The 25,879-nt window shown below is 73.7% G+C and carries 24 protein-coding genes; 10 read left to right on the top strand and 14 right to left on the bottom strand.

Features of this window, described 5'->3' with window-relative positions; translation table 11 throughout:
• From EDD34_RS06215 to EDD34_RS06205, 3 genes are read left to right on the top strand one after another with little or no spacing between them, the layout of a single operon-like run.
• Entirely contained in the window at positions 1 to 1,020 is a 1,020-nt protein-coding gene (locus EDD34_RS06215) for a carbohydrate ABC transporter permease (RefSeq protein WP_123813791.1), read from the top strand.
• Positions 1,017 to 1,916 carry a carbohydrate ABC transporter permease gene (locus EDD34_RS06210; RefSeq protein ID WP_123813790.1) on the top strand — a complete coding sequence of 300 codons (900 nt, stop codon included), beginning with the start codon at positions 1,017 to 1,019 and terminating at the stop codon, positions 1,914 to 1,916. Before EDD34_RS06215 ends, EDD34_RS06210 begins: the two co-directional genes overlap by 4 nt.
• The gene (locus EDD34_RS06205; RefSeq protein ID WP_123813789.1) at positions 1,913 to 2,920 is read left to right on the top strand and encodes a LacI family DNA-binding transcriptional regulator; all 1,008 of its coding nucleotides are present in this window, start codon (positions 1,913 to 1,915) and stop codon (positions 2,918 to 2,920) included. The genes EDD34_RS06210 and EDD34_RS06205 overlap by 4 nt, the downstream gene beginning before the upstream one ends.
• A 166-nt stretch (positions 2,921 to 3,086) precedes the next feature.
• Here the strand turns inward: EDD34_RS06205 and EDD34_RS06200 are convergent, their stop codons facing one another.
• From EDD34_RS06200 to EDD34_RS06185, 4 genes are read right to left on the bottom strand one after another with little or no spacing between them, the layout of a single operon-like run.
• Positions 3,087 to 3,461: a Fur family transcriptional regulator gene (locus EDD34_RS06200; protein ID WP_123816362.1), complete on the bottom strand. Its 375-nt coding sequence runs from the start codon at positions 3,459 to 3,461 to the stop codon at positions 3,087 to 3,089.
• 5 nt (positions 3,462 to 3,466) lie between these two features.
• On the bottom strand, positions 3,467 to 4,381 hold the full coding sequence (locus EDD34_RS06195; RefSeq protein ID WP_123816361.1) for a metal ABC transporter permease: 915 nt from the start codon (positions 4,379 to 4,381) through the stop codon (positions 3,467 to 3,469).
• A gap of 23 nt (positions 4,382 to 4,404) precedes the next feature.
• Positions 4,405 to 5,208, bottom strand: coding sequence for a metal ABC transporter ATP-binding protein (locus EDD34_RS06190; protein WP_123813788.1), 804 nt, complete (start codon positions 5,206 to 5,208; stop codon positions 4,405 to 4,407).
• Positions 5,199 to 6,152, bottom strand: coding sequence for a metal ABC transporter substrate-binding protein (locus tag EDD34_RS06185; RefSeq protein ID WP_123813787.1), 954 nt, complete (start codon positions 6,150 to 6,152; stop codon positions 5,199 to 5,201). Before EDD34_RS06185 ends, EDD34_RS06190 begins: the two co-directional genes overlap by 10 nt.
• A gap of 144 nt (positions 6,153 to 6,296) precedes the next feature.
• Here EDD34_RS06185 and EDD34_RS06180 point away from each other — a divergent pair, with 144 nt between their 5' ends.
• The 5 genes from EDD34_RS06180 (at position 6,297) to EDD34_RS06160 (ending at position 12,184) form a co-directional block, all read left to right on the top strand.
• Positions 6,297 to 7,703, top strand: coding sequence for a glycine--tRNA ligase (locus EDD34_RS06180; RefSeq protein ID WP_246012214.1), 1,407 nt, complete (start codon positions 6,297 to 6,299; stop codon positions 7,701 to 7,703).
• 161 nt (positions 7,704 to 7,864) lie between these two features.
• Positions 7,865 to 8,917 carry a FecCD family ABC transporter permease gene (locus tag EDD34_RS06175; protein WP_123813785.1) on the top strand — a complete coding sequence of 351 codons (1,053 nt, stop codon included), beginning with the start codon at positions 7,865 to 7,867 and terminating at the stop codon, positions 8,915 to 8,917.
• A 2-nt stretch (positions 8,918 to 8,919) separates the two neighbouring features.
• Positions 8,920 to 10,014: a FecCD family ABC transporter permease gene (locus tag EDD34_RS06170; RefSeq protein ID WP_246012213.1), complete on the top strand. Its 1,095-nt coding sequence runs from the start codon at positions 8,920 to 8,922 to the stop codon at positions 10,012 to 10,014.
• Positions 10,014 to 11,006, top strand: coding sequence for an ABC transporter ATP-binding protein (locus tag EDD34_RS06165; RefSeq protein ID WP_123813784.1), 993 nt, complete (start codon positions 10,014 to 10,016; stop codon positions 11,004 to 11,006). Before EDD34_RS06170 ends, EDD34_RS06165 begins: the two co-directional genes overlap by 1 nt.
• Before the next feature lie 137 nt (positions 11,007 to 11,143).
• Positions 11,144 to 12,184, top strand: coding sequence for an iron-siderophore ABC transporter substrate-binding protein (locus EDD34_RS06160; protein WP_123813783.1), 1,041 nt, complete (start codon positions 11,144 to 11,146; stop codon positions 12,182 to 12,184).
• An 82-nt stretch (positions 12,185 to 12,266) separates the two neighbouring features.
• Here the strand turns inward: EDD34_RS06160 and EDD34_RS06155 are convergent, their stop codons facing one another.
• Positions 12,267 to 12,902 (bottom strand): hypothetical protein, encoded by a 636-nt coding sequence (locus EDD34_RS06155; protein WP_123813782.1) that lies wholly within the window; start codon positions 12,900 to 12,902, stop codon positions 12,267 to 12,269.
• A gap of 111 nt (positions 12,903 to 13,013) precedes the next feature.
• On the opposite strand from EDD34_RS06155, the gene recO reads away from it, so the two are divergent.
• Complete coding sequence (recO, locus tag EDD34_RS06150) at positions 13,014 to 13,745, top strand: DNA repair protein RecO (RefSeq protein ID WP_123813781.1); 732 nt, start codon at positions 13,014 to 13,016, stop codon at positions 13,743 to 13,745.
• Entirely contained in the window at positions 13,742 to 14,548 is an 807-nt protein-coding gene (locus tag EDD34_RS06145; RefSeq protein WP_123813780.1) for an isoprenyl transferase, read from the top strand. Before recO ends, EDD34_RS06145 begins: the two co-directional genes overlap by 4 nt.
• Positions 14,549 to 14,586: 38 nt before the next feature.
• On the opposite strand, the gene EDD34_RS06140 is transcribed toward EDD34_RS06145, so the two are convergent.
• From EDD34_RS06140 to pucL, 9 genes are all read right to left on the bottom strand, one after another.
• Positions 14,587 to 15,153, bottom strand: a complete 567-nt coding sequence (locus EDD34_RS06140; RefSeq protein WP_123813779.1) for a nucleotidyltransferase family protein — start codon at positions 15,151 to 15,153, stop codon at positions 14,587 to 14,589.
• Between the two features lie 239 nt (positions 15,154 to 15,392).
• Positions 15,393 to 15,932, bottom strand: coding sequence for a nucleoside deaminase (locus EDD34_RS06135; RefSeq protein WP_123813778.1), 540 nt, complete (start codon positions 15,930 to 15,932; stop codon positions 15,393 to 15,395).
• The gene (locus EDD34_RS06130) at positions 15,929 to 19,084 is read right to left on the bottom strand and encodes a molybdopterin-dependent oxidoreductase (protein ID WP_211341505.1); all 3,156 of its coding nucleotides are present in this window, start codon (positions 19,082 to 19,084) and stop codon (positions 15,929 to 15,931) included. Before EDD34_RS06130 ends, EDD34_RS06135 begins: the two co-directional genes overlap by 4 nt.
• A gap of 34 nt (positions 19,085 to 19,118) precedes the next feature.
• Positions 19,119 to 20,000, bottom strand: coding sequence for an FAD binding domain-containing protein (locus tag EDD34_RS06125; RefSeq protein ID WP_123813777.1), 882 nt, complete (start codon positions 19,998 to 20,000; stop codon positions 19,119 to 19,121).
• Between the two features lie 57 nt (positions 20,001 to 20,057).
• Positions 20,058 to 20,876: a MurR/RpiR family transcriptional regulator gene (locus EDD34_RS06120; protein WP_123813776.1), complete on the bottom strand. Its 819-nt coding sequence runs from the start codon at positions 20,874 to 20,876 to the stop codon at positions 20,058 to 20,060.
• Positions 20,873 to 22,186 (bottom strand): Zn-dependent hydrolase, encoded by a 1,314-nt coding sequence (locus EDD34_RS06115; RefSeq protein WP_123813775.1) that lies wholly within the window; start codon positions 22,184 to 22,186, stop codon positions 20,873 to 20,875. The genes EDD34_RS06120 and EDD34_RS06115 overlap by 4 nt, the downstream gene beginning before the upstream one ends.
• Entirely contained in the window at positions 22,183 to 23,562 is a 1,380-nt protein-coding gene (locus EDD34_RS06110) for a pyridoxal-phosphate-dependent aminotransferase family protein (protein WP_246012212.1), read from the bottom strand. The genes EDD34_RS06115 and EDD34_RS06110 overlap by 4 nt, the downstream gene beginning before the upstream one ends.
• Entirely contained in the window at positions 23,559 to 24,908 is a 1,350-nt protein-coding gene (gene allB, locus EDD34_RS06105) for an allantoinase AllB (RefSeq protein WP_123813774.1), read from the bottom strand. The genes EDD34_RS06110 and allB overlap by 4 nt, the downstream gene beginning before the upstream one ends.
• The gene (gene pucL / locus EDD34_RS06100) at positions 24,905 to 25,879 is read right to left on the bottom strand and encodes a factor-independent urate hydroxylase (protein ID WP_123813773.1); all 975 of its coding nucleotides are present in this window, start codon (positions 25,877 to 25,879) and stop codon (positions 24,905 to 24,907) included. Before pucL ends, allB begins: the two co-directional genes overlap by 4 nt.

The following is a 25,879-nucleotide window of genomic DNA, read 5'->3' as shown; positions in this document are numbered from 1 at the left end:
GTGACCGAGCCTCGTCCGCAGGACGCGCCGCGCCGGCGGGCCACGGGTGCCCGCCGGCCGGCGTCGGCCCCCGCCCCGGAACCGCCGAGCACGCGAGCGCCACGGCGCGGCGTCGCGCGGTTCGGCCGTCAGAGCGCCCCCTGGGCGTTCCTCGCCCCCGCCGTCGTACTGTTCGCACTTTTCCTCGCCGCGCCCATCGGGTACTCCGTGTATCTCAGCTTCCGCACCGAGAAGGTGAGCGGCCTCGGCCTCGGCTCCGGCTCGCGCCAGGAGGTGTGGAACGGCGCCGCGAACTACGTCTCCGCGGTCGCCGACCCGGAGTTCCTCGCGTCCGTCGGCCGCGTCGCGCTGTACGGCCTGATCGTGGTGCCCGTGATGCTCGGTTCGGCGCTGCTGTTCGCGCTGCTGCTCGACGCGCGCCGCACCCGGGCCCGCCGGTTCGGCCGCATCGCGATCTTCCTGCCCTACGCCGTGCCTGCCGTGATCTCGTCCCTGCTGTGGGGCTTCCTGTATCTGCCGGGCGTCAGCCCCTTCTACTGGGTGTTCGAGCGGCTCGGCTGGTCGGTGCCCTCGCTGTTCTCGTCGAACCTGGTGATGTTCGCCGTCGCCAACATCGCGATCTGGGGCGGCATCGGGTTCAACATGGTGGTGATCTACACGTCGCTCAGGTCGATCCCGTCCGAGCTGTACGAGGCCGCCGAGCTCGACGGCGCATCGCAGGTCGGCATCGCCTGGCGCATCAAGATCCCGATCGTGGTGCCGTCGATCATCATGACCTTCGTGTTCTCGATGATCGCCACGCTGCAGGTGTTCGCCGAGCCGACCACCCTGCGCCCGCTGTCCAACTCGATCTCCACGACGTGGACCCCGCTGATGAAGGTGTACCGGGACGCCTTCACCCGCGGCGACCTCTACTCGGCCGCCGCGACGTCCGTGGTCATCGCCGTGGCGACGTTCGTGATCTCGTTCGGGTTCCTGCGTCTCGTGCAGGCCCGGGCATTCGGCCAGGAGGAACGATGACCGCTGTGACCGCACGCCCGGACGTCGTCGTCCCCCGGGCTCCCCGGCCCTCGACCCCGCCGTCCCGGATGCGGCCCAGCGCTCCCGCGACCGCGATCCTGCTGGTCGGGGCCGCGTACTGCCTGCTGCCCGTCGTCTGGGTGGTGCTCGCGGCGTCCAAGAGCCCCGCCGAGCTGTTCTCGACGCTGACGTTCGTCCCGTCGGTCCACCTGTTCGACAACATCGCCGAGCTGTCCGCCTACCGTCAGGGCCTGTTCTGGCGGTGGATGCTCAACACGGCCCTGTACGCGGGCGTGGGTGCCGCGCTGTCCGCCGTCGTCTCCGCGATGGCCGGCTACGCGCTGGCGAAGTACTCGTTCCGCGGCAAGACGACCGTGTTCAACGTGCTGCTCGCCGGCGTGCTCGTGCCCGGTGTCATCCTCGCGATCCCGCAGTACCTGCTGCTGGCGCAGGTGGGCCTGACCAACACGTACTGGTCGGTGCTGCTGCCGAGCATCATCAGCCCGTACGGCATCTACCTCGCGCGCATCTACGCCGCGGCGGCGATCCCGGACGAGATCGTCGAGGCCGCCCGCACCGACGGGGCCGGCGAACTGCGCACGTTCGTGCAGGTCGCGATCCCCATGATGACGCCCGGGCTGGTGACGATCTTCCTGTTCCAGTTTGTCGCCATCTGGAACAACTTTATGCTGCCGTACATCATGCTCGGCGACGACAGACTCTTCCCGCTCACCGTGGGCCTCTCCGGCCTGCTCAACCAGGGCGCCTCCCAGCCCGCGATGTACACGCTCGTCGTGACCGGCGCGCTGCTGTCGATCGTGCCGCTGGTGGCCCTGTTCCTGCTGCTGCAGCGCTTCTGGCAGGTCGACCTCGCGGCCGGGGCCGTCAAGGCGTGAGCACCAGGAACCGGCGGCCCACCATCCGCGACGTCGCGGCCGCCGCGGGCGTGTCCCGCGGCACCGTGTCGCGCGTGCTCAACGGCGGCAAGCTGGTCTCCCCCGAGGCCCGCGCCGCCGTCGACGCCGCCATCACGTCGACCGGGTACGTGGCCAACCAGCACGCACGCTCGCTGGCCACGTCCCGGTCGAACTCCATCGCGTTCCTCCTCACCGAACCGCAGCACCTGCTGTTCGAGGACCCGAACTTCTCCGTCCTGCTGCGCGGGGTTGCCGAGGAGCTCTCCGGCCGGGAGATCCCCCTGCTGCTCATGGTGGCCGGCACACCGGCCGAACGGCGGCAGATCAGCCGGTACGTCGCCGCCGGGCACGTCGACGGCGTGCTGCTCATCTCCTCCCACCGGGGCAACCCGATGCTCGCCGACCTGCTGGAGCACGACGTCCCCGTCGTCGCCTGCGGCGTGCCGCTGGGGTACGAGGGCCGCGTCGGGTACGTCGCCGCCGACGACCGCTCCGGCGCCGTCACCATGACGCGCCACCTGCTGGACCGCGGACGCTCCCGGGTCGCGATGATCACCGGGCCGCTCGACACGTCGGGCGGGCTCCTGCGCCTGGAGGGGTACCGGGAGACGCTCGGGGAGCGGTACGACGAGAACCTCGTCGTGAGCGGGGACTACTCGCGGGAATCGGGCCGTCTCGGGATGGCCGAGCTCCTGCGGCGACGGCCGGACCTCGACGCCGTCTTCGTCGCCTCCGACCTCATGGCCGCCGGGGCCCTGGCCGCCCTCCAGGCGGCGGGGCGCAGCGTGCCCGACGACGTCGCCGTGGGCGGGTTCGACGACTCGGGCGTCGCCGCGGCCATGCACCCCGGCCTCACGACGATGCGCCAGCCCTTCAGCCGGATCAGCTCGGAGATGGTGCGGCTGCTGCACGAGGTCATGGAGGGCGAGGAACCGGCGGGCATCACGCTGCCGACGTCGCTCGTGGAGCGGGACTCGACCTGAGCTCGAAGCGCCCGCCGACAGGTCACGCCGCGCGCCCACGGCGTGCCCACCAGCGCGAGACGGACACGGCGGCCGGGCCCGATCGCCTCGTCTTCACCGCACTGGCCTCGCGCATCCCTGAGCTCCTGGACCACCTCGGCCTCGGCGCCACGCGTCCTTAGACGCCTCAGGCGCGGCAGTTCTTGCAGGTGCCCCAGAGTTCGATCGTGTGGTCGATGTCCGTGAAGTCGTGCGACGCGCCGACCTTGTCCGCCCACGCCTCGACCGTCGGCCCGTCGATCTCGACGGTGCGGCGGCACGACCGGCACACCAGGTGATGGTGGTGCTCCACGCGCTCGCAGCGCCGGTACAGGACCTCACCGTCGGCGTTGCGCAACTGGTCCACCTCGTGGGCGTCCGCGAACGTCTGCAGCGTCCGGTACACCGTCGCGAGGCCGACCGAGTCGCCCCGGGCGCGCAGCACCTCGTGAAGCTGCTGCGCGGAGCGGAACTCGTCCTGCTGGTCGAGCGCCTCGGCGACGGCGGCCCGCTGCTTGGTCATGCGAGTCACGTACACACCTCCTGGTCGGTTCCCGCTCGTTCACCCGGCGGCAGCTCGACGTCGTCGGGCAGGTCGGGGTGAGGGTCCCCGGCGGGACCTCGCCGCGCGACGAGCGGGCGCACGGCGGCCACCACAGCGTAGACCGCGATCGCCAGCACCACGATCGTCGCCCCGGGTGACACGTCCTGGAAGTAGGTGATACTCAGGCCCGTCACGCAGACGACGACGCCGATGACGCTCGCCGTGCCCATGGTCCGCGCGAACGAGTGCGTGAGCTGCTGCGCCACGGCGACCGGAACGATCATCAGCGCACTGACCAGCAGCAGGCCCACCACCCGCATCGCCACGGTCACCGTCAGCGCCGAGACGACGGCGACCAGCGCGTTGAGCAGCCACACCGGCAGGCCGGAGGCGACGGCGAAGTCCTCGTCGTGGCTCACGGAGAACAGCGCGGCCCGCAACCCGATTCCCACGACGAGGATCAGGGCGGACAGCACGACGGTGAGGACGAGGTCGGTGCCGGACACGGTCGAGATCGAGCCGAACAGGTACTGCATCAGGTTCCCGTTCGATCCACCGGCCAGGCCGATCAGGAGGACACCACCCGCGATGCCGCCGTAGAACATGATGGCGAGCGCGAGGTCTCCGGACGTGCGACCCCGCCGGCGCACCAGCTCGATCGCGAGGGCGCCGACGACGGCGGCCACCACCGCCCCGGGGACCGCCAGCGCGTCGGGGGCGATCCCGAGCGCGGCCCCGATGAGCCAGCCGAGCGCGACGCCGGTGAGGGCGACGTGCCCGATGCCGTCGCCCAGCAGGGCCAGCCGGCGCTGCACCAAGTACGTGCCGACGACGGGCGCACCGGCGCCGACGAGGAGCGCGGCCAGGAGCGCACGCTGCATGAACGGGTCGGTCAGCATCCAGCCGAGCTCGGTGAGCACGTTCACGACGCCACCTCCTCGGAGCTCGCGGCGACGGGGTTCTGGGTGAGCGGCGCGGTGCGGTGCGCCTCGTCGTCGTGCGGGTGCACGTGACGATGGCTCACCGCGTCGTGGTCGCCGCGCGGGCGCGGCGGGGCGCCGTCGTGCACCACCCGGCCGTGCCGGAGCACGACGGCGCGGTTCACGAGCTCGGCGAGCTCGCCCAGCTCGTGCAGCACCACCAGCACGGTCACGCCACGCCCGACGAGGCGCCGCACGCTCGCGGCGAACGCCTCCTGGCTGGGCCGGTCGACGCCCGCGACGGGTTCGTCGAGCACGAGCAGGTCGGGTTCGCGTACCAGGGCACGCGCGATGAGCACGCGCTGCTGCTGCCCCCCGGAGAGCAGGTGCATGGCGGACTCGGCACGATCGGCGAGCCCCACCTGGTCCAGCGCCTCGCGCACGCGGGCGCGCCAGCCGCGCGGGAGCCACCAGCGACGTCCGCTGAGCAGGCCCGACGCCACCACCTCGGCGGCGGTCGACGGGACGCCCGTGCGGGCCCCGACCCGCTGGGGCACGTAGCCGACCCGTTCCCAGGGCACCCGATCGGTGCCGAGCGTGGCGCCCAGCAGCCGGACCGTGCCGTGCGACGGCGCGGCCGTGCCGACGAGCGCCTTGACGAGGGTGGACTTGCCGGAGCCGTTGGCCCCGAGCAGCGCGACGGTCTCCCCCGCGCGCACGGTCAGGTCGATGCCACGCAGGATGTGGCTGGCGCCGGCGTGCACGTGCAGGCCGGCGACCTCGATGACCGGTTCGCTCACTCGCACACCAGCCCTTCCTCGAGAGCGGCCAGGTTGTCGCGCATGACACTCACATAGTCGGCGCCGCCGGCGGAGGCGTCCTCGCTCAGCCCTTCCAGGGGGTCGAGCGTGGCGGTCTCCAGGCCGAGGTCGCCGGCGAGGGTCTCGGCCACCTTCGGGCTCACGAGAGTCTCCGTGTAGATGGTGGTCACGCCGGTCTCGCGCGCGATGTCACCCACCTCGCGCAGGCGCGCGGGTGACGGCTCCGTCTCCGGGTCGAACGAGGCGAGGCCCACCTGGTGCAGCGAGTAGCGCTCGGCCAGGTAGCCGAAGGCGGCGTGGCTCGTCACGAACGTCGCGCCGTCGCAGGTGGCGAGCCCGTCGGCGAACTCCTGGTCGAGCTCTCCCATCTGGCTGCCGAGCCGGAGGGCACCGGCGGCGTACTCGTCCGCGTGGTCCGGGTCGACGACGGCGAGCTCGTCCGCCACCGCCTGGCCGAGCGCGGCCATCCGGCTGGGGTCGAGCCAGAAGTGCGGGTCGGTGGCGCCGTGGTCGTCCTCGCCCTCTTCGTGGTCGTCCTCGCCCTCGTGGCCTTCCTCCTCCTCGCCGGCGGCCAGGTCCGCGAACGCGACGGCGTCGACGACGTGCTCCGGAGCCCGGGACTCGACACCGTCGTCGACCGCGGGCTGCATGCCGGACAGGTACACGACCAGGTCGGCCTCGCCGATCCGGCGCGCCTGGGCCGGTGCGAGCTCGAGGTCGTGCGGCTCGGCCGAGGGCGGCGTGAGGTTGTCCACCGTCACGTGGTCGCCGCCGACCTGCTCCGCGACGTACTGGAGCGGGTAGAAGGAGGCGAGCACGGTCACGCCGTCGGACCCGGTGCCCACCGAGCCGCCCGTGGCGGAGCATCCGGCGGCGAGCAGGGACGTCGCCGCCAGGGCGGCGGGCACGGCGAGGAGTCGGCGATTCATGAGAACGATTCTCACGCTTGGTGAGAACGAATGTCAAACTTCCCGGCTGTGGATTACCCCGGGGCCGGCGGCCCGCGCCGGGTAGGCTGGAGCCCGTCATCCAGCCGCTCCGCGGCCGTCCATTCCACCTGGAGAGATACCCCCGTGTCCGACAAGTCATCGCGCTCCGCGCAGACCGCCAAACTCGACGCCGTCGTCTCGCTCGCCAAGAAGCGAGGTTTCGTCTTCCAGTCGGCGGAGATCTACGGCGGAACGCGATCGGCGTGGGACTACGGCCCGCTGGGCGTCGAGCTCAAGGAGAACATCAAGCGCCAGTGGTGGCGCGCGATGGTGACGAGCCGGAGCGACGTCGTGGGCCTGGACTCGGCGGTCATCCTGCCGCGCCCCGTGTGGGTGGCCTCCGGCCACGTCGGCGCGTTCAACGACCCGCTGACGGAGTGCCTGAACTGTCACAAGCGGTTCCGCGAGGACCACATGGTCGAGGAGTTCGAGGAGAAGAAGGGCCGCGCCCCCGAGGGCGGCCTGGCCGAGATCCCCTGCCCCAGTTGCGGCACCCGCGGCCAGTGGACCGAGCCGCGCGACTTCAACATGATGCTGAAGACGTACCTCGGCCCGGTCGAGGACGAGTCGGGCCTGCACTACCTGCGCCCGGAGACGGCGCAGGGCATCTTCGTGAACTTCGCCAACGTCGCGCAGTCCGCCCGGATGAAGCCCCCGTTCGGCATCGGTCAGATCGGCAAGTCGTTCCGCAACGAGATCACGCCGGGGAACTTCATCTTCCGCACGCGCGAGTTCGAGCAGATGGAGATGGAGTTCTTCGTCACGCCGGGTGAGGACGAGACCTGGCACCAGTACTGGATCGACTACCGCACCGACTGGTACACGGACCTGGGCATCTCGCGCGAGAACCTGCGCCACTACGAGCACCCCAAGGACAAGCTGTCCCACTACTCGACCCGCACGGTCGACATCGAGTACCGGTTCGGCTTCACCGGCAGCGAGTGGGGCGAGCTCGAGGGTGTCGCGAACCGCACGGACTTCGACCTGAAGACCCACGCGGAGCACTCGGGCAAGGACCTGCAGTACCGCGACCCGGTGAGCAACGAGAAGTACTACCCGTACGTCATCGAGCCGGCCGCGGGCCTGACCCGGTCGCTCATGGCCTTCCTCATCGAGGCGTACGACGAGGACGAGGCGCCCAACACGAAGGGCGGGGTGGACAAGCGCACCGTGCTGCGGCTCGACCCGCGGCTGGCGCCGGTCAAGGTGGCGGTGCTCCCGCTGTCCAAGTCGGCGGAGCTGCTGCCCACGGCGGAGAAGCTCGCCGACGAGCTGCGCAAGTACTGGAACATCGACTACGACGTGACCCAGGCGATCGGCAAGCGCTACCGCCGCCAGGACGAGATCGGCACCCCGCTGGCCGTCACGGTGGACTTCGACACGCTCGAGGACCAGGCGGTCACGGTGCGGCACCGCGACTCCATGAAGCAGGAGCGCATCGGGATCGACCAGCTCGTCAGCTACCTGGCGAGTCACCTGCCGGGCGTCTGATCGTCGCACGGAGGCCACACCACGAGCGCCGAGGGCGGTCGCGTCCCCACGGACCCGACCGCCCTCGGCGTCTTCGTCCACGCGGCCGCGCTGCGGCAACGCGACGCCGGCCGGCCCGTCCCGTGGTCGAGCCCGCCCTTCCGATGTGCCAGACTTAGGCAATGCTTACCTCACCCACGGCGGCCCTGGCCGGTGAGGTGACCCGCACCCCCGATCGAGGACGCCGCAGGACGCTGGTCCTGCTCGGCCTGGTCGCCGCCCTCGGAGCAACCGTGCTGGCGAGCCTCGCCCTCGGGGTCCGCGACATCAACCCCGCGGTCGTGTGGGACGCCCTGACCGGCTGGGCCACGGGCGCCCCGCTGCCCGACGACCAGGACCACCGCGTCGTCGTCGAGCAGCGCTTGCCGCGCACCGTCGTCGGCATCACCGCCGGCGCCGCCCTCGCCCTGGCCGGGACCCTGGTCCAGGGCGTCACCCGCAACCCCATCGCCGATCCCGGGCTCCTGGGCCTGAACGCCGGAGCGAGCCTGGCGATCGTGCTCTCCAGCGTCGTGCTCGGCGTGTCCTCGCCGCTGGGCTTCATCTGGTTCGCCTTCGCCGGTGCCGCCGCGGCGGCCCTGCTCGTCTTCTCGATCGGCGCCGGCCGCCCCGTCCGGCTCGCACTGGTGGGCGCCACCGTGACCGCGTTGCTCACGCCGCTGATCACCATCACGCTGATCCAGAGTTCGACGGCGTTCAACCTCTACCGGACCTGGGCGGTCGGATCGCTCGCAGGCGTGCGCTCCGCGGCCCTGGCCGACCTGTGGCCGTTCCTCGTCGTCGGCGCCGTCGTGGCCGCCGCGATGGCGAACCGCATGAACATGCTCGCCCTCGGGGACGACGTCGCGACCGCCCTGGGCCAGCGCGTCGGCACCACCCGGGCGGTCTCCGGCGCGGCGATCGTCATGCTCTCGGGCACGGCGACCGCCCTGGTCGGCCCGATCGCACTGATCGGCCTCGCCGTCCCGCACGCCGCGCGCCGCCTCGTCGGCACGGACTACCGCTGGATCACGGCCGTCGCCCTGTTCCTCGGCCCCGTCGTCCTGCTGGTCGCCGACGTGATCGGGCGCGTCATCATGCCCCACTCCGAACTGGAGGCGGGCGTCGTCGCCGCGGCGATCGGCGCACCCGTGCTCGTCGCCGTCGCCCGCGGCCGTTCCCTGGCGGGGGTGTGACGGTGACCGCCTCCCCCACGAACACCCCGCCCGTCGTGCAGGGCGCCACCGCTGATTCCGCAGATTCCGCCGGCCTCCTCGACGCCGTCGGGCATCTGCGGACCGCGCGCCGGCGCCGGCTCGGGATCGTCCTGACCACATGCGTCGCCGCGCTCGCCGCACTGGGAACGCTCGGCCTGATGCTCGGCGACTCCACGATCGCCCCCGGGACCGCCCTGCTCGCCGCGTTCGGCGAGGGCGACGGCGGGGACCTGTTCATCGTCCAGCGGCTGCGCCTGCCGCGCGTCGTGGCGGCGATCCTCGTCGGCGCGATGTTCGGGCTGGCCGGCGCGCTGTTCCAGTCGACGCTGCGCAACCCGCTCGCCTCCCCCGACATTCTCGGCATCGCCGCCGGGGCGAGCCTCGGCGCGGTCAGCGGGCTGCTGACGTTCGGCCTCGCCGGCATCGCGGTGGCGGCGTCGGCGTTCGGCGGCGGGCTCGCCGTCGCGCTGGCCATCTGGTTCTTCGCCTGGCGCCGCGGGCTGCACTCGATCCGGTTCGTGCTGGTCGGCGTCGGGTTCGCCTACCTGTGCCAGTCGTTCATGACGTGGCTGCTCGCCCGGGCCGAGGAGCGCGAGGCCGCCTCCGCCCTGCTGTGGACGGTGGGGTCCGTCGCCGACGTCCGCGGCGAGGACCTCGGCATCCTCACCGGCGGCGCCCTCGTGCTCATGCTCGGTGTCGCGGCCGTCGCCCGGACGCAGGGTCCGCTGGCGCTCGGCGACGACAACGCCCGCGCCCTCGGCGTGCACGTGGACGCCGCACGAGTGGGCACCCTGCTGCTCGCCGTCGGACTCGTGGCGCTGGCCACCTCGTTCGCCGGCCCCGTGGCGTTCGTGGCGCTCGTCGCCCCGGCGATCGCGCGGCGGCTCCTGTCCGACGGCAGCCCCGCACTCGTGACCTCCACCGCCGTCGGGGCCCTGCTGGTCCTGGCGGCCGACCTCATCGGCAACCACCAGGTGTTCGGCGTGGCCGCACCCGTCGGCATCGTGACCGGCCTGGTCGGCGCTCCGTACCTGCTGTGGCTGCTGGCCACGAACGAGAGAAGGGAGCGCCGGTGATGGCGTGCTCCGAGAGCATCCCGTTGCGCGCCGAAGACGGCGCGACACCCACCGCCGCCGTCGGGCAGGGCGACGCGGCCGGGTCAGCCGGGTCGGCCAGGCCGGCCGCCGCGGCCGGTTCGGCCAGGTCGGCCGCGGCAGCCCGGTCGCTCGGCGACATCGGCCCGGCGTCCGCGGCCGGGCCGGCGGCCGGCACGTCCCCCACCCTGCGCGCCGAGGGCGTGGTGCTGGGCTACGACGGCCGTACCGTCATCGACGGCCTCGACCTCAGCCTCCCCGCGGGGAGGATCACCGCGATCGTGGGCCCCAACGCGTGCGGGAAGTCCACGCTGCTGCGCGGCATGGCACGCCTGCACCCGCTGTCCGGCGGAAAGGTGCTGCTCGGCGACCGCGACGTGTCGGCGATGTCGCGACGCGAGCTCGCGCGCGCGGTCGGGATGCTGCCGCAGTCGTCGATCGCGCCCGACGGCGTTCGCGTCGCCGAGCTCGTCGCGCGCGGCCGGTACCCGCATCAGGGCTGGTTCGGACGGCACTCGTCCGACGACGACGCCGTGGTCGCCTCCGCGCTCGCCGCGACGGGTGTGGCGGATCTCGCCGACCGCCCGGTCCAGGACCTGTCCGGCGGCCAGCGCCAGCGCGTGTGGATCGCGATGGTGCTGGCGCAGCAGACCGGCATCGTGCTCCTGGACGAGCCGACGACGTTCCTCGACGTGCGTCACCAGCTCGACCTGCTGGACCTGCTCACGTCGCTGAACCGGGAGCGCGGCACGACGGTGGCGATGGTGCTGCACGAGCTGAACCTCGCGGCGCGCTACTCCGACCACCTGGTGGTGATGAACTCCGGGCGGATCGTCGCCGAGGGCGACCCGGGTGAGGTCCTGACCAGCGATGTCGTCCACGGTGCGTTCGACCTGGACTCCGACGTCGTCCCGGATCCCGTCTCCGGCACCCCCATGGTGGTGCCCCGCGGCCGCTTCCACACCACAGGCTGACCGCGAAGCGGCGGGGTGCATGTCACAGGCGGTGCGGAATTTCGTGATGCGGACGTGACGTAATAGGCGGACGGGTGAGGTTAGGCTTCCCTCATGTGAGCCCGGCGTCGTCGGGCCCGGAAACCCAAGGAGGACCCGTGCGAGTTCGCCGCACCCTCACCGCAGCGACCGGCTTGCTGGCCGCGTCCGCTCTCGCCCTGGCCGGCTGCGCGTCGTCGTCCCCCGAGGACGACGCCGCCCCGGCGGCCGAGGAGACCGCCGACCAGTTCCCGATCACGATCGAGCACGCCCTCGGCACCACGACGATCGAGGAGGAGCCCACCCGGGTCGCCACCTGGGGCTGGGGCTCCACGGAGGCCGCGATCGCCTCGGGCGTCTACCCGGTCGCGGTCGCCGAGCAGATCTGGACCGTCGGCGAGGACGCGCTGCTCCCCTGGGTCGAGACCGCCTACGAGGAGGCCGGCGAGGAGCTGCCGGTCCTCCTCGACGACTCGGCCGGCGGCGAGGAGGTGCCGTACGAGCAGTTCGCCGAGACGGCCCCGGACCTGATCATCGCCACCTACTCCGGCCTCACGGAGGAGCAGTACGCGCTGCTCGAGGAGATCGCGCCGGTGGTCGCCTACCCCGAGGCGCCGTGGACCACCCCGTGGGACGAGAACATCACGCTGACCGCCGAGGCCCTCGGCCGCAGCGAGGCCGGCGCGGACGTGCTCGCCGAGTTCGAGGACTACGCGGCCGGCATCGCGGCCGACCACCCCGAGTTCGAGGGCAAGACGATCGCGGCGATCGTGGACGACCCGCAGAACGGCCAGATCTTCGTGTACAACTCGTCCGATCCGCGCGCGGGGTTCCTCGAGAAGCTCGGCTTCACCACCGCCCCGGCCGTCGACGAGCTCGACCCGACCGGCGGCGAGGACTTCTTCTACACGCTCTCCTACGAGGAGCTCGACAAGCTCGAGTCCGACGTCGTGGTCGCGTACACGTACACCGAGGAGCAGGCCGAGGCCCTGCCGGACAGCAAGGAGCTCAGCGCGTTGCCCGCGCTGCGCGACGGCATGGTGGCGCAGGTGGTCGGGACGGTCAACGTGTCGTCCGTGTCGCCGCCCACCGCCCTGTCCTACGACTGGCCCGAGGGCGTCCCGGCCCTGGCCGAGAACCTCGGCGAGCTGCTGGGCTGACCGCGGGCGTCGAGGCGGTGGGTCGCGTCAAGGACCCACCGCCTCGATGTACGGGGAGCGCCCGAGGCTCCGGGGAGAACGATCAGCGCTCGACGAAGCGGGTGCCGTCGGGCGTGAGCTCCGGCTCCCAGACCACCCGGTGGATGACCCAGCGATCCAGGGCCCCGCGCACGGCCATCGCCACCGCTCCCCACACCGCGAACAGCACCAGCGCCGTGAGCCAGTTGCTCCCGAACGTGCCGAACCCGATCGCGGCCAGCAGCGGCAGCGCCAGGCCCACCCCGAGGAACACCGGGAAGATGTGCACGCCCACCCACTGCAGCGCGGACAGCGGCTCGAACCTCCGCTCGGCCACGACGCCGCGGTAGTCGAGGACCTGCACCACGTGGTCCCCGCGCCACCTGGGCACGTGCCGGGCCACCGTCCACTGCGCGTCACGCGCCTCGAGGTGCTCGCTCTGCGTGGGAAGCCAGATCCCGAGCATCTGGTGCACCTCCGCCGGGGTCATGTAGCCCCGGTCGAGAATCGTGACCGAGTGCCACGGGGGCTGCTTCATGTAGGTGGGGCCGGGGATGGCGAGCGAGACCAGGAACAGCACCGACCCGCCCACGCCGAGCAGCCAGGTCAGGGCATCGGGGACCCAGGAGATGATCACGAACGTCAGGCTGACTGCGCCCGCGCCCAGGAGTGCACAGAGGATGCGGTTCTTGGTGGTCATGATCCTTCGATCCTACCGAAATCGGGCGAGGTCAGGAGCAGTTCACATCCACGCTGCCACCCACGACCGTCGTCGTCCACCACTGTCGGTCACACCTGGGACACTGGTCCTGTGCCCCTGTACCGAGACGACGCGATCGTGCTGCGCACCCAGAAGCTGGGTGAGGCGGACCGGATCGTCACGTTCCTGACCCGCGAGCGGGGCAAGGTGCGTGCCGTCGGGCGGGGGGTGCGCCGGACGTCGTCGCGGTTCGGGGCGCGGCTGGAGCCGTTCATGGCCGTGGACGTGCAGTTCCACACGGGCCGCACGCTCGACACGGTCACGCAGGTCGAGACCGTCGGCGCCTACGCGCGGCGGATCTGCGAGGACTACGAGCTCTACACGGCCGGCACCGTGATGCTGGAGGCGGCCGACAGGCTGGTGGACCAGGAGCACGAGCCCGCGGTGCAGCAGTACTGGCTGCTGGCGGGCGGTCTGCGGGCCCTCGCCGAGCGGCAGCACGCGGCGGGGCTGGTCCTGGACTCCTACCTGTTGCGGGCGCTGGCCGTGGCGGGCTGGGCGCTGTCGTCGGTCGACTGCGCGCGCTGCGGCGAGCCCGGTCCCCACACCGCGTTCAACGTGGCGCAGGGCGGGGCGGTGTGTCCGCGCTGCCGGCCGCCGGGGTCGCCGTCGCCCGCGCCCGAGACGTTCGCCCTGTTGGCGGCGCTCCTGTCGGGTGACTGGGACACCGCGGACGCGGCCGTGACGCGGCACCGGAACGAGGCGAGCGGCCTGGTGGCCGCATACGGCCAGTACTACCTGGAGAGGACACTGAGATCGTTGAGGATGGTCGAGCGCTCATGACCGACGTGCAGTCGAGCCCGCGCGGCTCGTACGCGGAGCCCTACCCGCACCCGTCAGGTGCGCGGGCCCCGCAGATCCCCCGGGAGTTCCTGCCGCGGCACGTCGCCGTGGTGATGGACGGCAACGGCCGCTGGGCCAACGCGCGCGGGCTGCCACGCACGGAGGGGCACAAGGCGGGCGAGCGGTCGCTGCTCGACGTCGTCGCCGGCGCGGTGGAGCTCGGGGTCGAGCACATCTCGGCGTACGCGTTCTCGACGGAGAACTGGAAGCGCTCGCCCGACGAGGTCGCCTTCATCATGCGGTTCACCAAGGAGGTGATGGAGCGTCAACTGGAGACGATGGCGTCCTGGGGCGTGCGCATCCGCTGGTCGGGGCGACGGCCCCGGCTGTGGAACTCGGTGATCAAGGTGCTGGAGCGGTGCGAGGAGGCGACGCGCGACAACGATCGCTGCACCCTGACGATGTGCATGAACTACGGCGGGCGCGCGGAGCTGGCCGACGCCGCGGCGTCCATCGCCCGCGAGGTCGCCGCCGGCCGGCTGGACCCGCGCAAGATCAGCGAGAAGACCGTGCAGCAGCACCTGTACGTACCGGACGCGCCCGACGTCGACCTGTTCCTGCGGTCCGGGGGCGAGCACCGGACCAGCAACTTCATGATCTGGCAGGCCGCCTACGCCGAGATGATCTACCTGCCGGAGGCCTGGCCCGACGTCGACCGTCGCCATCTGTGGCAGGCGGTCGAGGAGTTCGCGAGGCGCGACCGTCGCTACGGCGGGGCGATCGACGCGGTCAAGCCGGCGTAGCGGCGTCGGCCGTCCGAGGTCCCCCACCGCGCAGGTCCTCACCGGCGGTCCACGTCGTCGCCGCCGCCCAGGTCCGTGCAGTCGACGGCGGTGGCGGCATGCTCGCGCAGGTAGCCGGCCGCGCCAAGGTCGCCCGTGACGGAGTTCGCGATCGGTTCCCAGTGCCGCCGTCCGACCACGACGGGATGCCCCGGCCGGCCGTCGTGGACCGCGCGGCGCAGCGTGCCGGCGCCCACCGCGCCGTCGTCGGCCCCGAGCATCCGCCGGACCGCCGCGGACGGCAGGTGCGGCAGGTCGACGAGCGTGATCACCGCGACGTCGGCGCTGGTACCGGCGGCGGCCGCCAGGCCTGCCCGGAGGGACGCGGACGCGCCGTCCACCCAGTCGGGGACGACGGCGGTCGTGGCCCAGCCCGGCACCAGCGGCCCGGCCTCGTCCGCCCCGGCGCCGAGCGTGACGATGACGTCCTGGCACCCGCCGTCGAGCAGCGTGCGGCAGGCGATCTCGACCCAGGGCGTCCCGTCGTCGTCCCGTGCGAGCGCCTTGGGCCCGCCGAACCTGACGCCGGCCCCGGCAGCGAGCACGATCCCGACCGCGTCGACCATGGTGCCCACGCTACTGCGGAGGAGCTCTCCGGTGGCGACCGACGACCGCGAGGCCGCCGGTGGCGGAGCGCCGGTAGCGGGCCGTCGGTGGCGGAGCGCCGGTAGCGGGCCGTCGGTGGCGGAGCGCCGGTAGCGGGCCGTCGGTGGCGGAGCGCCGGTAGCGGGCCGTCGGTGGCGGAGCGCCGGTAGCGGGCCGTCGGTGGCGGAGCGCCGGTGGCGGGCCGTCGGTGGCGTGATCGTCAGTACGGATCGCGGTGCTCGGCCGATCGCCACGCCTCGAACGGGGCGCCTGCCGCCGCGATCCGGCGGGAGACCACCGGGTTGGGCCAGGTGTCGCGGTCCCGTTCGAGCAGTTCGTAGAACTCGCGGTCGTCGAATCCCGCCTCGGCGGCGTCGTTGCGGTCGGCCGCGAACACGACGCGGTCCACGCGGGCCCACAACCCGGCCGTGAGACACAGCGGACAGGGTTCGCAGGACGAGTACAGCACCGCCCCGGCCAGCGAGTGCGACTCCAGTGCCCGGCAGGCCGCTCGGATCGCCTCCACCTCGGCGTGCGCCGTGGGGTCGAGGTCCCGGGTGACGCGGTTGACGCCGCAGGCGACCTCGGCGCCGTCGCGCACCACCACCGCGCCGAACGGCCCGCCCCCGTCCGCGACGTTCGCGGTGGCGAGCCGGACGGCCCGGGTCAGCCAGCGATCGTCGTCGGCGGCGTCTGTGTCAGCGGCGTCAGCTGCGGCGGTGTTGGCGGCGGTGTCGTCGGCGTCGGCGGCGTTGGTCATGATGTCTCCTCGCTGTTGAGCAGCCGCCACAGGATGTCGCGCTGCATCGGGATCTCGCGGGGGCGCACGCCCGTCGCGTCGGCGACGGCGTTGGCCAGCGCGGGCGCCACCGGGTTGAACGGCGCCTCACTCATCGACTTCGCGCCGCGCACACCGAGCCGGTCGGCGGTGTCCGCGAAGAACACGTCGGTGCGGGGCACGTCGGCCATGGCGGGAAGCCGGTAGTTCCGGAGGGTCCGCGTGCGGACGGTGCCCGCGGGGACGTCACCGGTGCCGTCCGACAGTTCCAGCCGCTCCTGCAGCGCCGACCCGATCGCCTGCGCGACGCCGCCCTCGATCTGGCCGCGCAACTGCTCCGGATTGATGACCACGCCCGCGTCGGCCGCGTGCACCGAGCGCAGGATGCGCACCTCGCCGGTCGCGCGCCGCACCGCCACCCGAAATCCGTGCACGTTGAACGCCACGGAACGCGGCGTGCCGTCGTGCGAGGCGGTCGCCTCGACCACGATCCCGGCAGCGTCGATCCCGGCGGCGCCGGTCCCGGCAGCGTCGATCCCGGCGGCGCCGGTCCCGGCAGCGTCGATCCCGGCGGCGTCGGTGCCGACAGAGCCGGTCCCGCTGGAGTCGGTCCCGCTGGCAACGGTGTCGGCGGTCCCGTCGGCGTCGGTGCCGGCAGCCGCGATCCCGCTTGCGTCGGTTCCGCCCGCTTCCAGCTTCTCCCGCACCTCGGCGGCGGCTCGCGCCACGACCAGCCCGGCCACGACCGTGCCGGCGGACCCGTAGGCTCCGGTGTCGTATCCCGAGGTCGCCGTGTCGGACTGCACCAGCCGCACCTGTCCGGGAGCGACGCCGAGCTCCGTCGCCGCGATCTGCACGAGCGCCGTCGACGTCCCGTTCCCGAACTCGGCCGTCCCGACGTGGACGGCGAAGGTGCCGTCGGGGTACGCCACGACGCGCGCCTGCGACCGGTGCCCGCGCGGCGGCAACGTGGCGATCATCGCGAGTGCCATCCCGGTCCCGACACTCCACTCGTCGCCCGCCTCGACGCCTCCGCCCGCCACCCGCTCCCCGGCGCCGACCACGCCATTTCTGTCGACCACGCCATTTCGCGCGATGTTGACGTCACCATCGGCCGAAATGGCGTGGTCGACAGAAATGGCGTGGTCGGCGTGGTCGGCGTGGTCGGCCGTGACCCGGTCGGAACCGGCGCCCCGCGGGGCGGGGAATGGTGCGCGGAGCTCGCGCTCGACGATGTCGAGGCACTGGTCCAGGCCGTACGACCCGTACTCCAGGTCGCCGCCGTCCACGTGGCCGGTGACGAACGGGTCGCCGGGGCGCACCACGTTGCGGCGGCGGATACCGGCCGGGCTCAGGCCCGTGCGTGCGGCCAGCTCGTCCATGGCCTGCTCGACGGCGAACTGGATCTGGCCGAGCCCGTACCCGCGGAACGCCCCCGACGGCAGGTTGTTCGTGTAGACGGCCTCGCCGTCCACCCGCTTGGCGGGGGCGCGGTAGACCGCCACCGACTCGTTGAGCCCGTGGAACAGCACGCCGGGCGCGTGGTTCCCGTAGGCGCCGGTGTCGGAGAGCACGTCGACGGCGAGGGCGGTGAGAGTGCCCTCGACGTCGGCCCCCAGGGTGACGGTGACGCGCATCGGGTGGCGGCAGGGGAAGGTGGCGAAGGCCTCCTCACGGCTCGGCTCCCACTGGACGGGGCGGCCCGTGCGCAGCGCCGCGAGCGCGACGACGTCCTCCAGCAGCATCTCCTGCTTGCCGCCGAAACCGCCGCCCACGCGGGGAGCGACGACGCGCACGGTGGTGGGGTCGCGTTCCAGCAGCCGGGCGAGCTCGTCGCGGACCAGGAAGGGAACCTGGGTGGAGCTGCGGACGACGAGCGTGCCGTCGGCCGCGACGTGGGCGCGGGCCGCGTGCGTCTCGAGGCTCGCGTGCGCGACGCGCGACGTCGTCCACGTGCCCGTGACAGTGTGCGCGGAGGCGGCGAGGGCCGCGTCGACGGCGCCGCGGGCGGGGTACTCCTCGTGCACCTGCGCGACGACGTTGCGGGCGGGGTCGGCGATGCGTGAGGCGACGGGGTCCTTGTCCGCGTGCAGCAGCGGGGCCGGGGTCCGTGCGGGCGCCGTCCCGTGTCCGACGGCGGCCGGTGGCGCCCCACCACCCGGCAGAGCCTCGCCGGGGCCGATGGCGACCGGCGGCGCCCCGCCGGGCCCCGCAGAGGCCGGTGGGATCTGGCCGTCGGCCGCCCGGCGGGCTTCCTCCGGGTCGAAGACGGCCGGGAGGATCTCGTACTCCGCCTCGACGAGGGCCAGCGCCTCGCGCGCCTGGCGCGGGGAGTCGGCGACGGCGACGGCGACCCGCTGGCCGCGGAAGCGGAGCACGGGGTCGAGGACGCGGGTGTCGTCGGGGTCGTCGGTGCGGTGCTCGTGGCGGCCGGTGGAGTAGAGGGTGTCCGGGACGTCGGCGTGGGTGAGGACCAGGTGCACGCCGGGTGCGCGGCGGGCGGCGTCGGCGGAGATGCGGGTGATCCGGGCGTGGGCGTGCGGGCTGCCGAGCACCGCGACATGCAGGAGGCCGGGCGGTGCGGGCTCGTCGAGGGTGTAGGGCTCGCGCCCGGTGACGACTCGCGCGGCGGCGGGTGCCCGCACGGACCGCCCGAAGGCCGCGCTCGTCGCGTCGCCTCCCCCGGTGACGCTCCCGGACGGGTCGACGGTGTTGACCCGGCCGGCCAGGGCGTCGCGGATGGAGCGGTACCCGGTGCAGCGGCAGAGGTTTCCCTTCCACTTCTCGACGTCGGCCGCGTCGTCCGCGCCGGGAAGGGCGGAGGCCGTCACCACCATGCCGGGCGTGCAGAAGCCGCACTGGAAGCCCGCCGCCTGGGCGAAGCACCGCTGGACGGGGTGCGGCTCCTCCGGCGTGCCGAGGCCCGCGGCCGTCGTGACCTCCGACGAGGTGGCGCGGTGGGCGGGGATCAGGCAGGAGTGCACGGGCTCGCCGTCGAGCAGCACGGTGCAGGCGCCGCAGTCGCCGGCGTCGCAGCCGCGCTTGACCGCCGCAGCGCCCTGGTCGCGCAGGTAGGTGCGGAGGCACTGGCCGGGGCGGGGCGGGGCGGTGGTCTCGGCGCCGTCGATCCTCATGGTCGGCCGTTCGTCGGTGGGAGCCGATCGGTGGTCATGAGAGTTCCTCCAGGACCTCGTGGGTCAGGCGGCGGGTCATGGCGGCGCGCCAGTCGGGGGCGCCGTGGGGGTCGTCGTACCAGTCGGTGACCCGGTCCAGGGCGTCGTCGAGCGCGCCGTGGTCTCCGGCGGGGACGTGCATCACGAGAGGCCGCGGCACCGAGGCGGTCACGACGATCCGAGCCGTGTCCACCGTTGCGGGCGCCGCGCCCGTGACCAGCACCGCGGAGCGGCCGAGCGCCGTCAGGCCGAGCTTCCGGGACGCCGTCCGCGCCTCGAGGCCCGCTCGCGGGACCCGGAGGGCGCGCAGCACCTCACCGCCGGCCAGCGTGGTGGACCCCGGGCCTGTGATCAGGTCCGCGACCGGCTCCGCGCGCGTCCCGCCGTCCGGCGTCCAGATCTCGGCCGTGGCGTCCAGGGTGGCGAGGAGCGCCGTCATCGGTCCGGCCGGCAGTGCGAGACACACGTTGCCGCCCACCGTCGCGGTGTGCGCCACCTTGAAGGACAGCTGGAAGGCCGAGACGCAGGGGGCGACGAGCCGCAGGCCCGGATACTGCCCGGCCGCCGCCGCTGCCCGGTCCCGCAGCGTCGCGATCGTGCAGGTCGCGGCCACCTCAAGCCCGGTGGACGCCGGCCCGGCCACCTCCGGCCGCCCGGCCCCCGGCCCGGCCACCTCCGGCCCGGCCACCACCCCGGCCGAACCGGGCAGGACCCACGGCTCCCAGCCGAGCCCGAGCAGGTCGACGAGCGCCGTCACCCCGGCCGGCACCGGCTCGGAGTACAGGAACGTCCCGCCGGCGAGCAGCCGCTCACCCGGGCGCAGCGCCAGGTCGGCGCGGTCGCGTGCGATGCGCACGCCGTCGATGTCCAGGTCCATGGAGTCCTCGTGTCGGCCCTGCTCGTGCGATGTCCACTCTCAGCGTCCGCCCGCCCGTCAGCCCTCGTCCAGTTCGCCCAGCTCGGCGTACACGGCGTCGACCTCCGCGATCCGCGCCGCCCCCGTCGCCGTCCGCTCCAGCACCAGGTCGGACAGCGCGGCCACCAGACTCATCGGGACGGCGTGCGAGTCGAACGCGCCCTCGTACCCCACCGGACACTCGATCCACCAGTGCACCCGCGCGGCGAGCCGGCGCAGGGTGGGGTCCGCCAGGAGCAGCACCGGCACACCGGCCTCGACGAGTCGTTCGACGGCGGCCGCCGTCCCGGCGGGATGCCGGCGGAAGGACACCATGACGACGACGTCGTCCGGGGTGGCACCCACCAGGTCCTCCGCGAGCGACTGGCCCGGCGACGGCGCGAGGGTCACCCCCGGCCGCACCTGCGCCAGGTTGCGCCGCAGCTCGGCCGCCACCGGGTGACTGCCCCGCCGCCCCACCACCAGCACCCGGCGCGCCCCGGCGAGCGCCGCCGCGGCGCCCTCCAGCACGGCCTCGTCGAGCGCGGCGTAGGCGCGGCGCAGGTGCTCGGTCTCCCGCTGGAGCCGCGAGGCGAGGCCGGCCGGCGGGGTCACCGTCACCGGGAGCCCTCGGCCGCGCTGCTCCCGCAGGTGCTCGCGCAGCCCCTCGAAGTCCTCGTAGCCGAGGCGCCGCACCAGCCGGCTCATCGTCGCCTTCGACACCCCGGCGAGCTCCGCCAGTTCCGTGGCGCGGTAGGCCGCGAGCTCCGACATCCGTTCCAGCAGCAGGTCGGCGGCGCGGGCCTCCTGGGGGGACAGGTCCGCGTAGCGCTCGCGGACGCGACTCTCGAGGGTCACCGGACCGTCCTCTCCCGCGTCTCGCGCGCGACGGCGAGCACCGCCGCCTCGAACGCGTCCAGCGCGGCCGCGACGTCGTCCTCGCGGACCGACTCCGCCGGGTGGTGGCTGATGCCGTCGTGGCAGCGGATGAACAGCATGCCGACCTCGGTGACCGCCGCCATCGCCATGGCGTCGTGCCCGGCCGGGCTCCACAGCCCGGGGACGTCCTGGCCGGGTGCGGCTCCGCCGGGTGCGTCCTCGCCGGGTCCGTCCCTCCGCGCGGCGCGGATTCCGGCGGACACCGCCCGGCTGAGGCGGTCCGAGCAGACGGCCGACGGCGCACGGTGGGTCTCCGCGAGGTCGAACGCGACGCCGCGCCCGGCACAGTGCTCCCGGCCGGCCGCCTCGATGGCGGTCACGAGCGCGTCGCGCCCGGCGTCGTCGTGGGCGCGGACGTCGAGCGTCAGCTCCACCCGACCGGGGATCACGTTGACCGCGCCCGGGTGCACGTGCACGTCCCCCACGGTCGCCAGGGCTCCGGCCTCCCGGGCGAGCCGTTCGGCGGCCAGGATCACCTCCGACGCGGCGGCCAGGGCATCCTTGCGCCGCTCGTACGGCGTGCCACCGGCATGCCGGGCCTCGCCGGTCAGGGTCAGGACGAACCGCCGCGCGCCCGCGATCGACGTGACGTACCCGAGCGGCAGCCCGGCAGCCTCCAGGCGAGGCCCCTGCTCGATGTGCGCCTCCAGGTAGCCCACCAGGTCCTCCGGACGCCGGGCCGCCTCGCCGACCCGGCCCGGTGCGAGCCCGAACCTCTCGAACGCCTCACGCACCGTGACGCCGTCGGCGTCCTGCCGGTCCCACCACGCCGCGTCCCAGCGCCCGGCCACGGCACTGCTGCCCATGAGCGCGGTGCCGAAACGCGTGCCCTCCTCGTCCCAGAAGCCCACGACCTCCAGCGCGAACGGCAGTGGCGCGTCACGCAGCCGTTCGGCGACGGCGATCGCGAGCACCACCCCGAGCGGGCCGTCGAACGCTCCCGCGTCCGGGACGGTGTCGAGGTGCGAGCCGAGCACCAGTGCGGCTCCCCGCGCACCCGCCTTCTGCCGGAACGCGGCGGGCGCGGCGGACCCGAGGCCGCGGCGGCCCCACAGGTTTCCGGCCGCGTCGGTCTCCGTGTCCAGGCCCGCGGCCCGCATCCAGCCCGCGACCGTGGCGTTCGCCGCCGCGTGCTGGGGCGTGAGGTAGGTGCGCTCGAGGTGGTCCGGGCCGGCGGAGAAGCGGGTCAGGTCGGCGCAGCGGTCGAGCACCCAGCGCGCGGAGGTCATGCGGGTTCCTCCAGGTCAGCCTGTCCGGCGCGGTGGGTCGCCGCGGCGCCGGCACCGTCGTCGTCCGTCATGCCGCCGGCACCGGGCAGGGCGGCGCCCGCGAGAACGCCGGCCGTCGCGCCGCCACCCTCGCCGTCGTCGGACCGCTCGGCGTACGCCGCCAGCGCGGCGTCGACGCCGCCACCGGGCGGGACCCCGACCCCGGCCCGGCGCAGCACGTGCTCCAGCCCGGCGAGCGTGGCGAGCACGGCATCGCGCCGCGCGCCGGTGCCCATCACGCCGATGCGCCACACCTGCCCGTGCAGCGGGCCGAACGACGTGCCGATCTCGATGCCGAAGTCCTCCAGGAGCGCGGCCCGCACCGCGTCGCCCGCTCCGGGCTCGGCGCGCAGCCGCTCCGGGAGGTACACGGCGACCACGTTGTTCATCCGGTACCGGTCGTCGCCGAACGTCTCCAGCCCCAGCCCGCGCACCCCGGCGACCATCGCGGCGCCGTGCCGGGCATGCCGGGCGGCCCGCGCGCCCACGCCCTCGGCGCCGATCAGCCGGGCGCACTCCCGGGCCGCGTACAGCATGGACGTGGCCTCGGTGTGGTGGTTGAGGCGTCGCGGCCCCCAGTAGTCCATGATCTGCGCGAGGTCGAGGTAGTTCGACGCGATACGCGTGCCCGGCGGCTCGACGTCGTCGGCGGCACGGATGCCCGCCTCCACGTGCCGGCGCGAGCGGATGCGCGCGGCCGCACGCTCCGACAGGGTGACGGGCGCGCTGCCCGACGGCCCGCCGAGGCACTTCTGCAGTCCTGCCGTCGCGGCGTCGATGCCCCAGGCGTCGGTCTCGAAGACGTTGCCGCCCAGGGTCGCGGTCGCGTCCACGTACAGCAGGGCCTCGTGGGCGCGCGCGATCTCGCCGAGCGCGTCGAGCGGCTGCGCCATCGTCGTGGACGTGTCCCCGTGCACGACGGCGATCACCCGCGGCCGCACCCGCCGCACCAGCTCGGCGATCCGGTCCGGGTCGACGACGCTCCCCCACTCCGCCTCGACCGGGTGCACGCGGGCACCCGCCCGCTCGGAGATCTCCGCGAGCAGGTGCCCGAACCGCCCGAACGACGGCACGACGACGTCGTCCCCGGGCTCCAGCAGCGACACCAGGGCCGCCTCGATCCCGGCCCGCGACGTGCCGTCCACGAGGAACGTCTGCTCGTTGACGGTGCGCCAGACCTCCCGCCACAGGCCCATCGTCTCGGTCATGGTGTCGGTCATGAACGGGTCGAACTGGCCCACCAGGGACGCGGCCATGGCGCGCAGCACACGGGGGTCGGCGTCCACGGGGCCCGGGCCCATGAGGAGGCGCGGGGGCGGGTCGATCTGGGACGTCATGCGGTCTCCTCCCGGGTGATCAGGCGGCCGGGCGCGGAATGCCGGAGCACCCGCACGACCCGCCCGGTGACGGTCATCCTGTCGTAGGCGCTGATGGGGTTCTTGTGGGCCATCCCGGCGGCACGGAACGTCGTGGTCCCGTCCGGGTCGTAGACCATCAGGTCGGCGTCCTGCCCGACGGCGATCCGGCCCTTGGCCCGGCCCAGCCCGGCGAGCCGCGCGGGCCTCTCCGCGGTCCAGCGCACGACGTCGGCCAGCGGCACCTCGCGCTCCCGGGCCGCGGCGGCGAGGGCCGTCCAGCCGGCCTGGAGCCCGGACACGCCACCCCACGCCCGTTGGAGGTCGACCTCACCGACCGGCTTGGCACCATATTTCTGGTCGGCGGTGGCGGGCGAGTGGTCGCTGACCACGATGTCCAGGAGCCCGTCCCGCAGCCCGTCCCAGAGGGCGTCCTGGTTGGCCCGGTCGCGGATCGGCGGGCAGCACTTGTAGGCGGGGTCGCCGTCGGGCACGTCCTCACCGGCGAGGGTGAGGTAGTGGTGGCAGGTCTCGGCGGTGACGGGCAGGCCCTCGCCCTTGGCCCGTGCGAGCAGGTCGAGGACGCGGGCGGAGGACACGTGCAGCACGTGGGTGCGGGTCCCCGTCTCGCGCACGACGTCCAGGAGCCGCGCCACCGCCGTCGTCTCCGCGTCGTCGGGGCGGGACAGCAGGAAGTCGGCGTACGCGGACGACGGCGGCCGGGCGGCCGCGGCGAGCACGCCGGGGTCCTCGGCGTGGACGACCATCCGGCCGCCGAAGCGGGCGACCTCCGCCATGGCGGCACGCAGCTCGCCAGGGTCCAACGGAGGGAACTCGGGGACCCCGGAGTCGGCGAGGAAACACTTGAACCCGACGACACCGGCGTCCCAGAGCGGTTCGAGGCCGGAGACGTTGCCGGGGACGGCGCCACCCCAGAAGGCGACGTCGCAGGAGAGCTCGCCGGCGTCCGCGACGGCACGAGCGGCGTCACGCTTGACCTCGAGCGCGCCGACGGACGTGGTAGGCGGCAGCGAGTTGAGCGGCATGTCGACGATCGTGGTGACACCGCCGAGCGCGGCCGCCCGGCTCGCCGACGCGAAGCCTTCCCAGCTCGTCCTGCCGGGCTCGTTCACGTGCACGTGCGTGTCCACCACCCCGGGCAGCACCACCGCCGGCGACGGGACGGTCACCGGCGGGACGGTGTCGCCCGCCCCGTGCACGACGACGTCCGCGATGCGCCCGGCCTCGACCCGGATCGTGGCCGCCCGGAGCCGGCCGTCGATCATGACCTGGTCGGCCGTCACCGTCCGGTCGCCGCTTCCCGTCATACGAAGCCGCCGATCGTCGCCCAGACCGGGTGCTCGGGGCCGGCCGGACCGTCGTCGTCGGACCGGGTCACCGCCGCCTCGATGAGGCCGTACGGGCGGTCGGCGGCGAAGAACACCTCGCCGGGGTTGTCCAGGCCGAACGGCTCCAGGTCCACGAGGAAGTGGTGGTTGTTGGGGCAGCTCAGCCGGATCTCGGCGATCTCGGGGTGTGCCTCCAGCACCGCCCTGCCCATCGCGAAGACGGTCTGCTGGAGCGCGAGGGAGTGCAGCCCGGCGAACGTCTCCAGCAGGATCGAGCGCACACCGTCGTAGCGTGCGTCGAAGGCGGCGCCACGGTCGCCCGCGTCGAGAGCGTCCGCCGCGAAGTCGTCCGTGTAGCGCCACCAGGCCGTCAGGTCCGTGGCGAGGACCCGGTCGGCGACCTCGGGCAGCGTCGTGTAGCGGTCACGGGGGAAGCCGTGGAACTCCGAGCCGGTGGACTTCAGCAGCGTCACGTCGCGCAGGCCGGCCAGGACGGTGAGGTGCGGGGCGCCGTCGTCTGGGGCGCCTGCGTGGACGAGCGCCGTCCGGGGGCCGCTCCCGGGCCGGACGAAGGAGTGGTCGTGACCGGACGGCGCGGCAGAACTCGGCCCGGCAGCGCCGTCGGCCCCGACGCGTTCCCACGCGTACTGCTCCGCGGCCCAGCGCCCGCCCGTCACCTGGGGATACGCGAGGAAGTGCCGCGCGAGCCGGGCGAGGAAGGACTCGGGCGCACCGACCCCGTCCCGCGCGAACGCGTAGATCGTGTTCTTCTGGGTGTCCGTCGCGATGACACCGCTGTTGTCGCCGGCGAGGTGCGTCGCGGCGAAGTCACCGCGGAGCTGGGACGTGACGCTCAGGTCGGTGAGGCGGTGGCGCGGGGTGTCGCGATCCACGCGGACCAGCCGCACCTCGGCCTTGCCGTACTGGTTGGCGCCCAGGACGATGCCCAT

The organism is Myceligenerans xiligouense, assembly GCF_003814695.1.
Lineage (GTDB): Bacteria > Actinomycetota > Actinomycetes > Actinomycetales > Cellulomonadaceae > Myceligenerans > Myceligenerans xiligouense.
The sequence above is the reverse complement of the archived record's forward strand: the minus strand, read 5'-3'. Positions and strand labels throughout refer to the sequence as shown.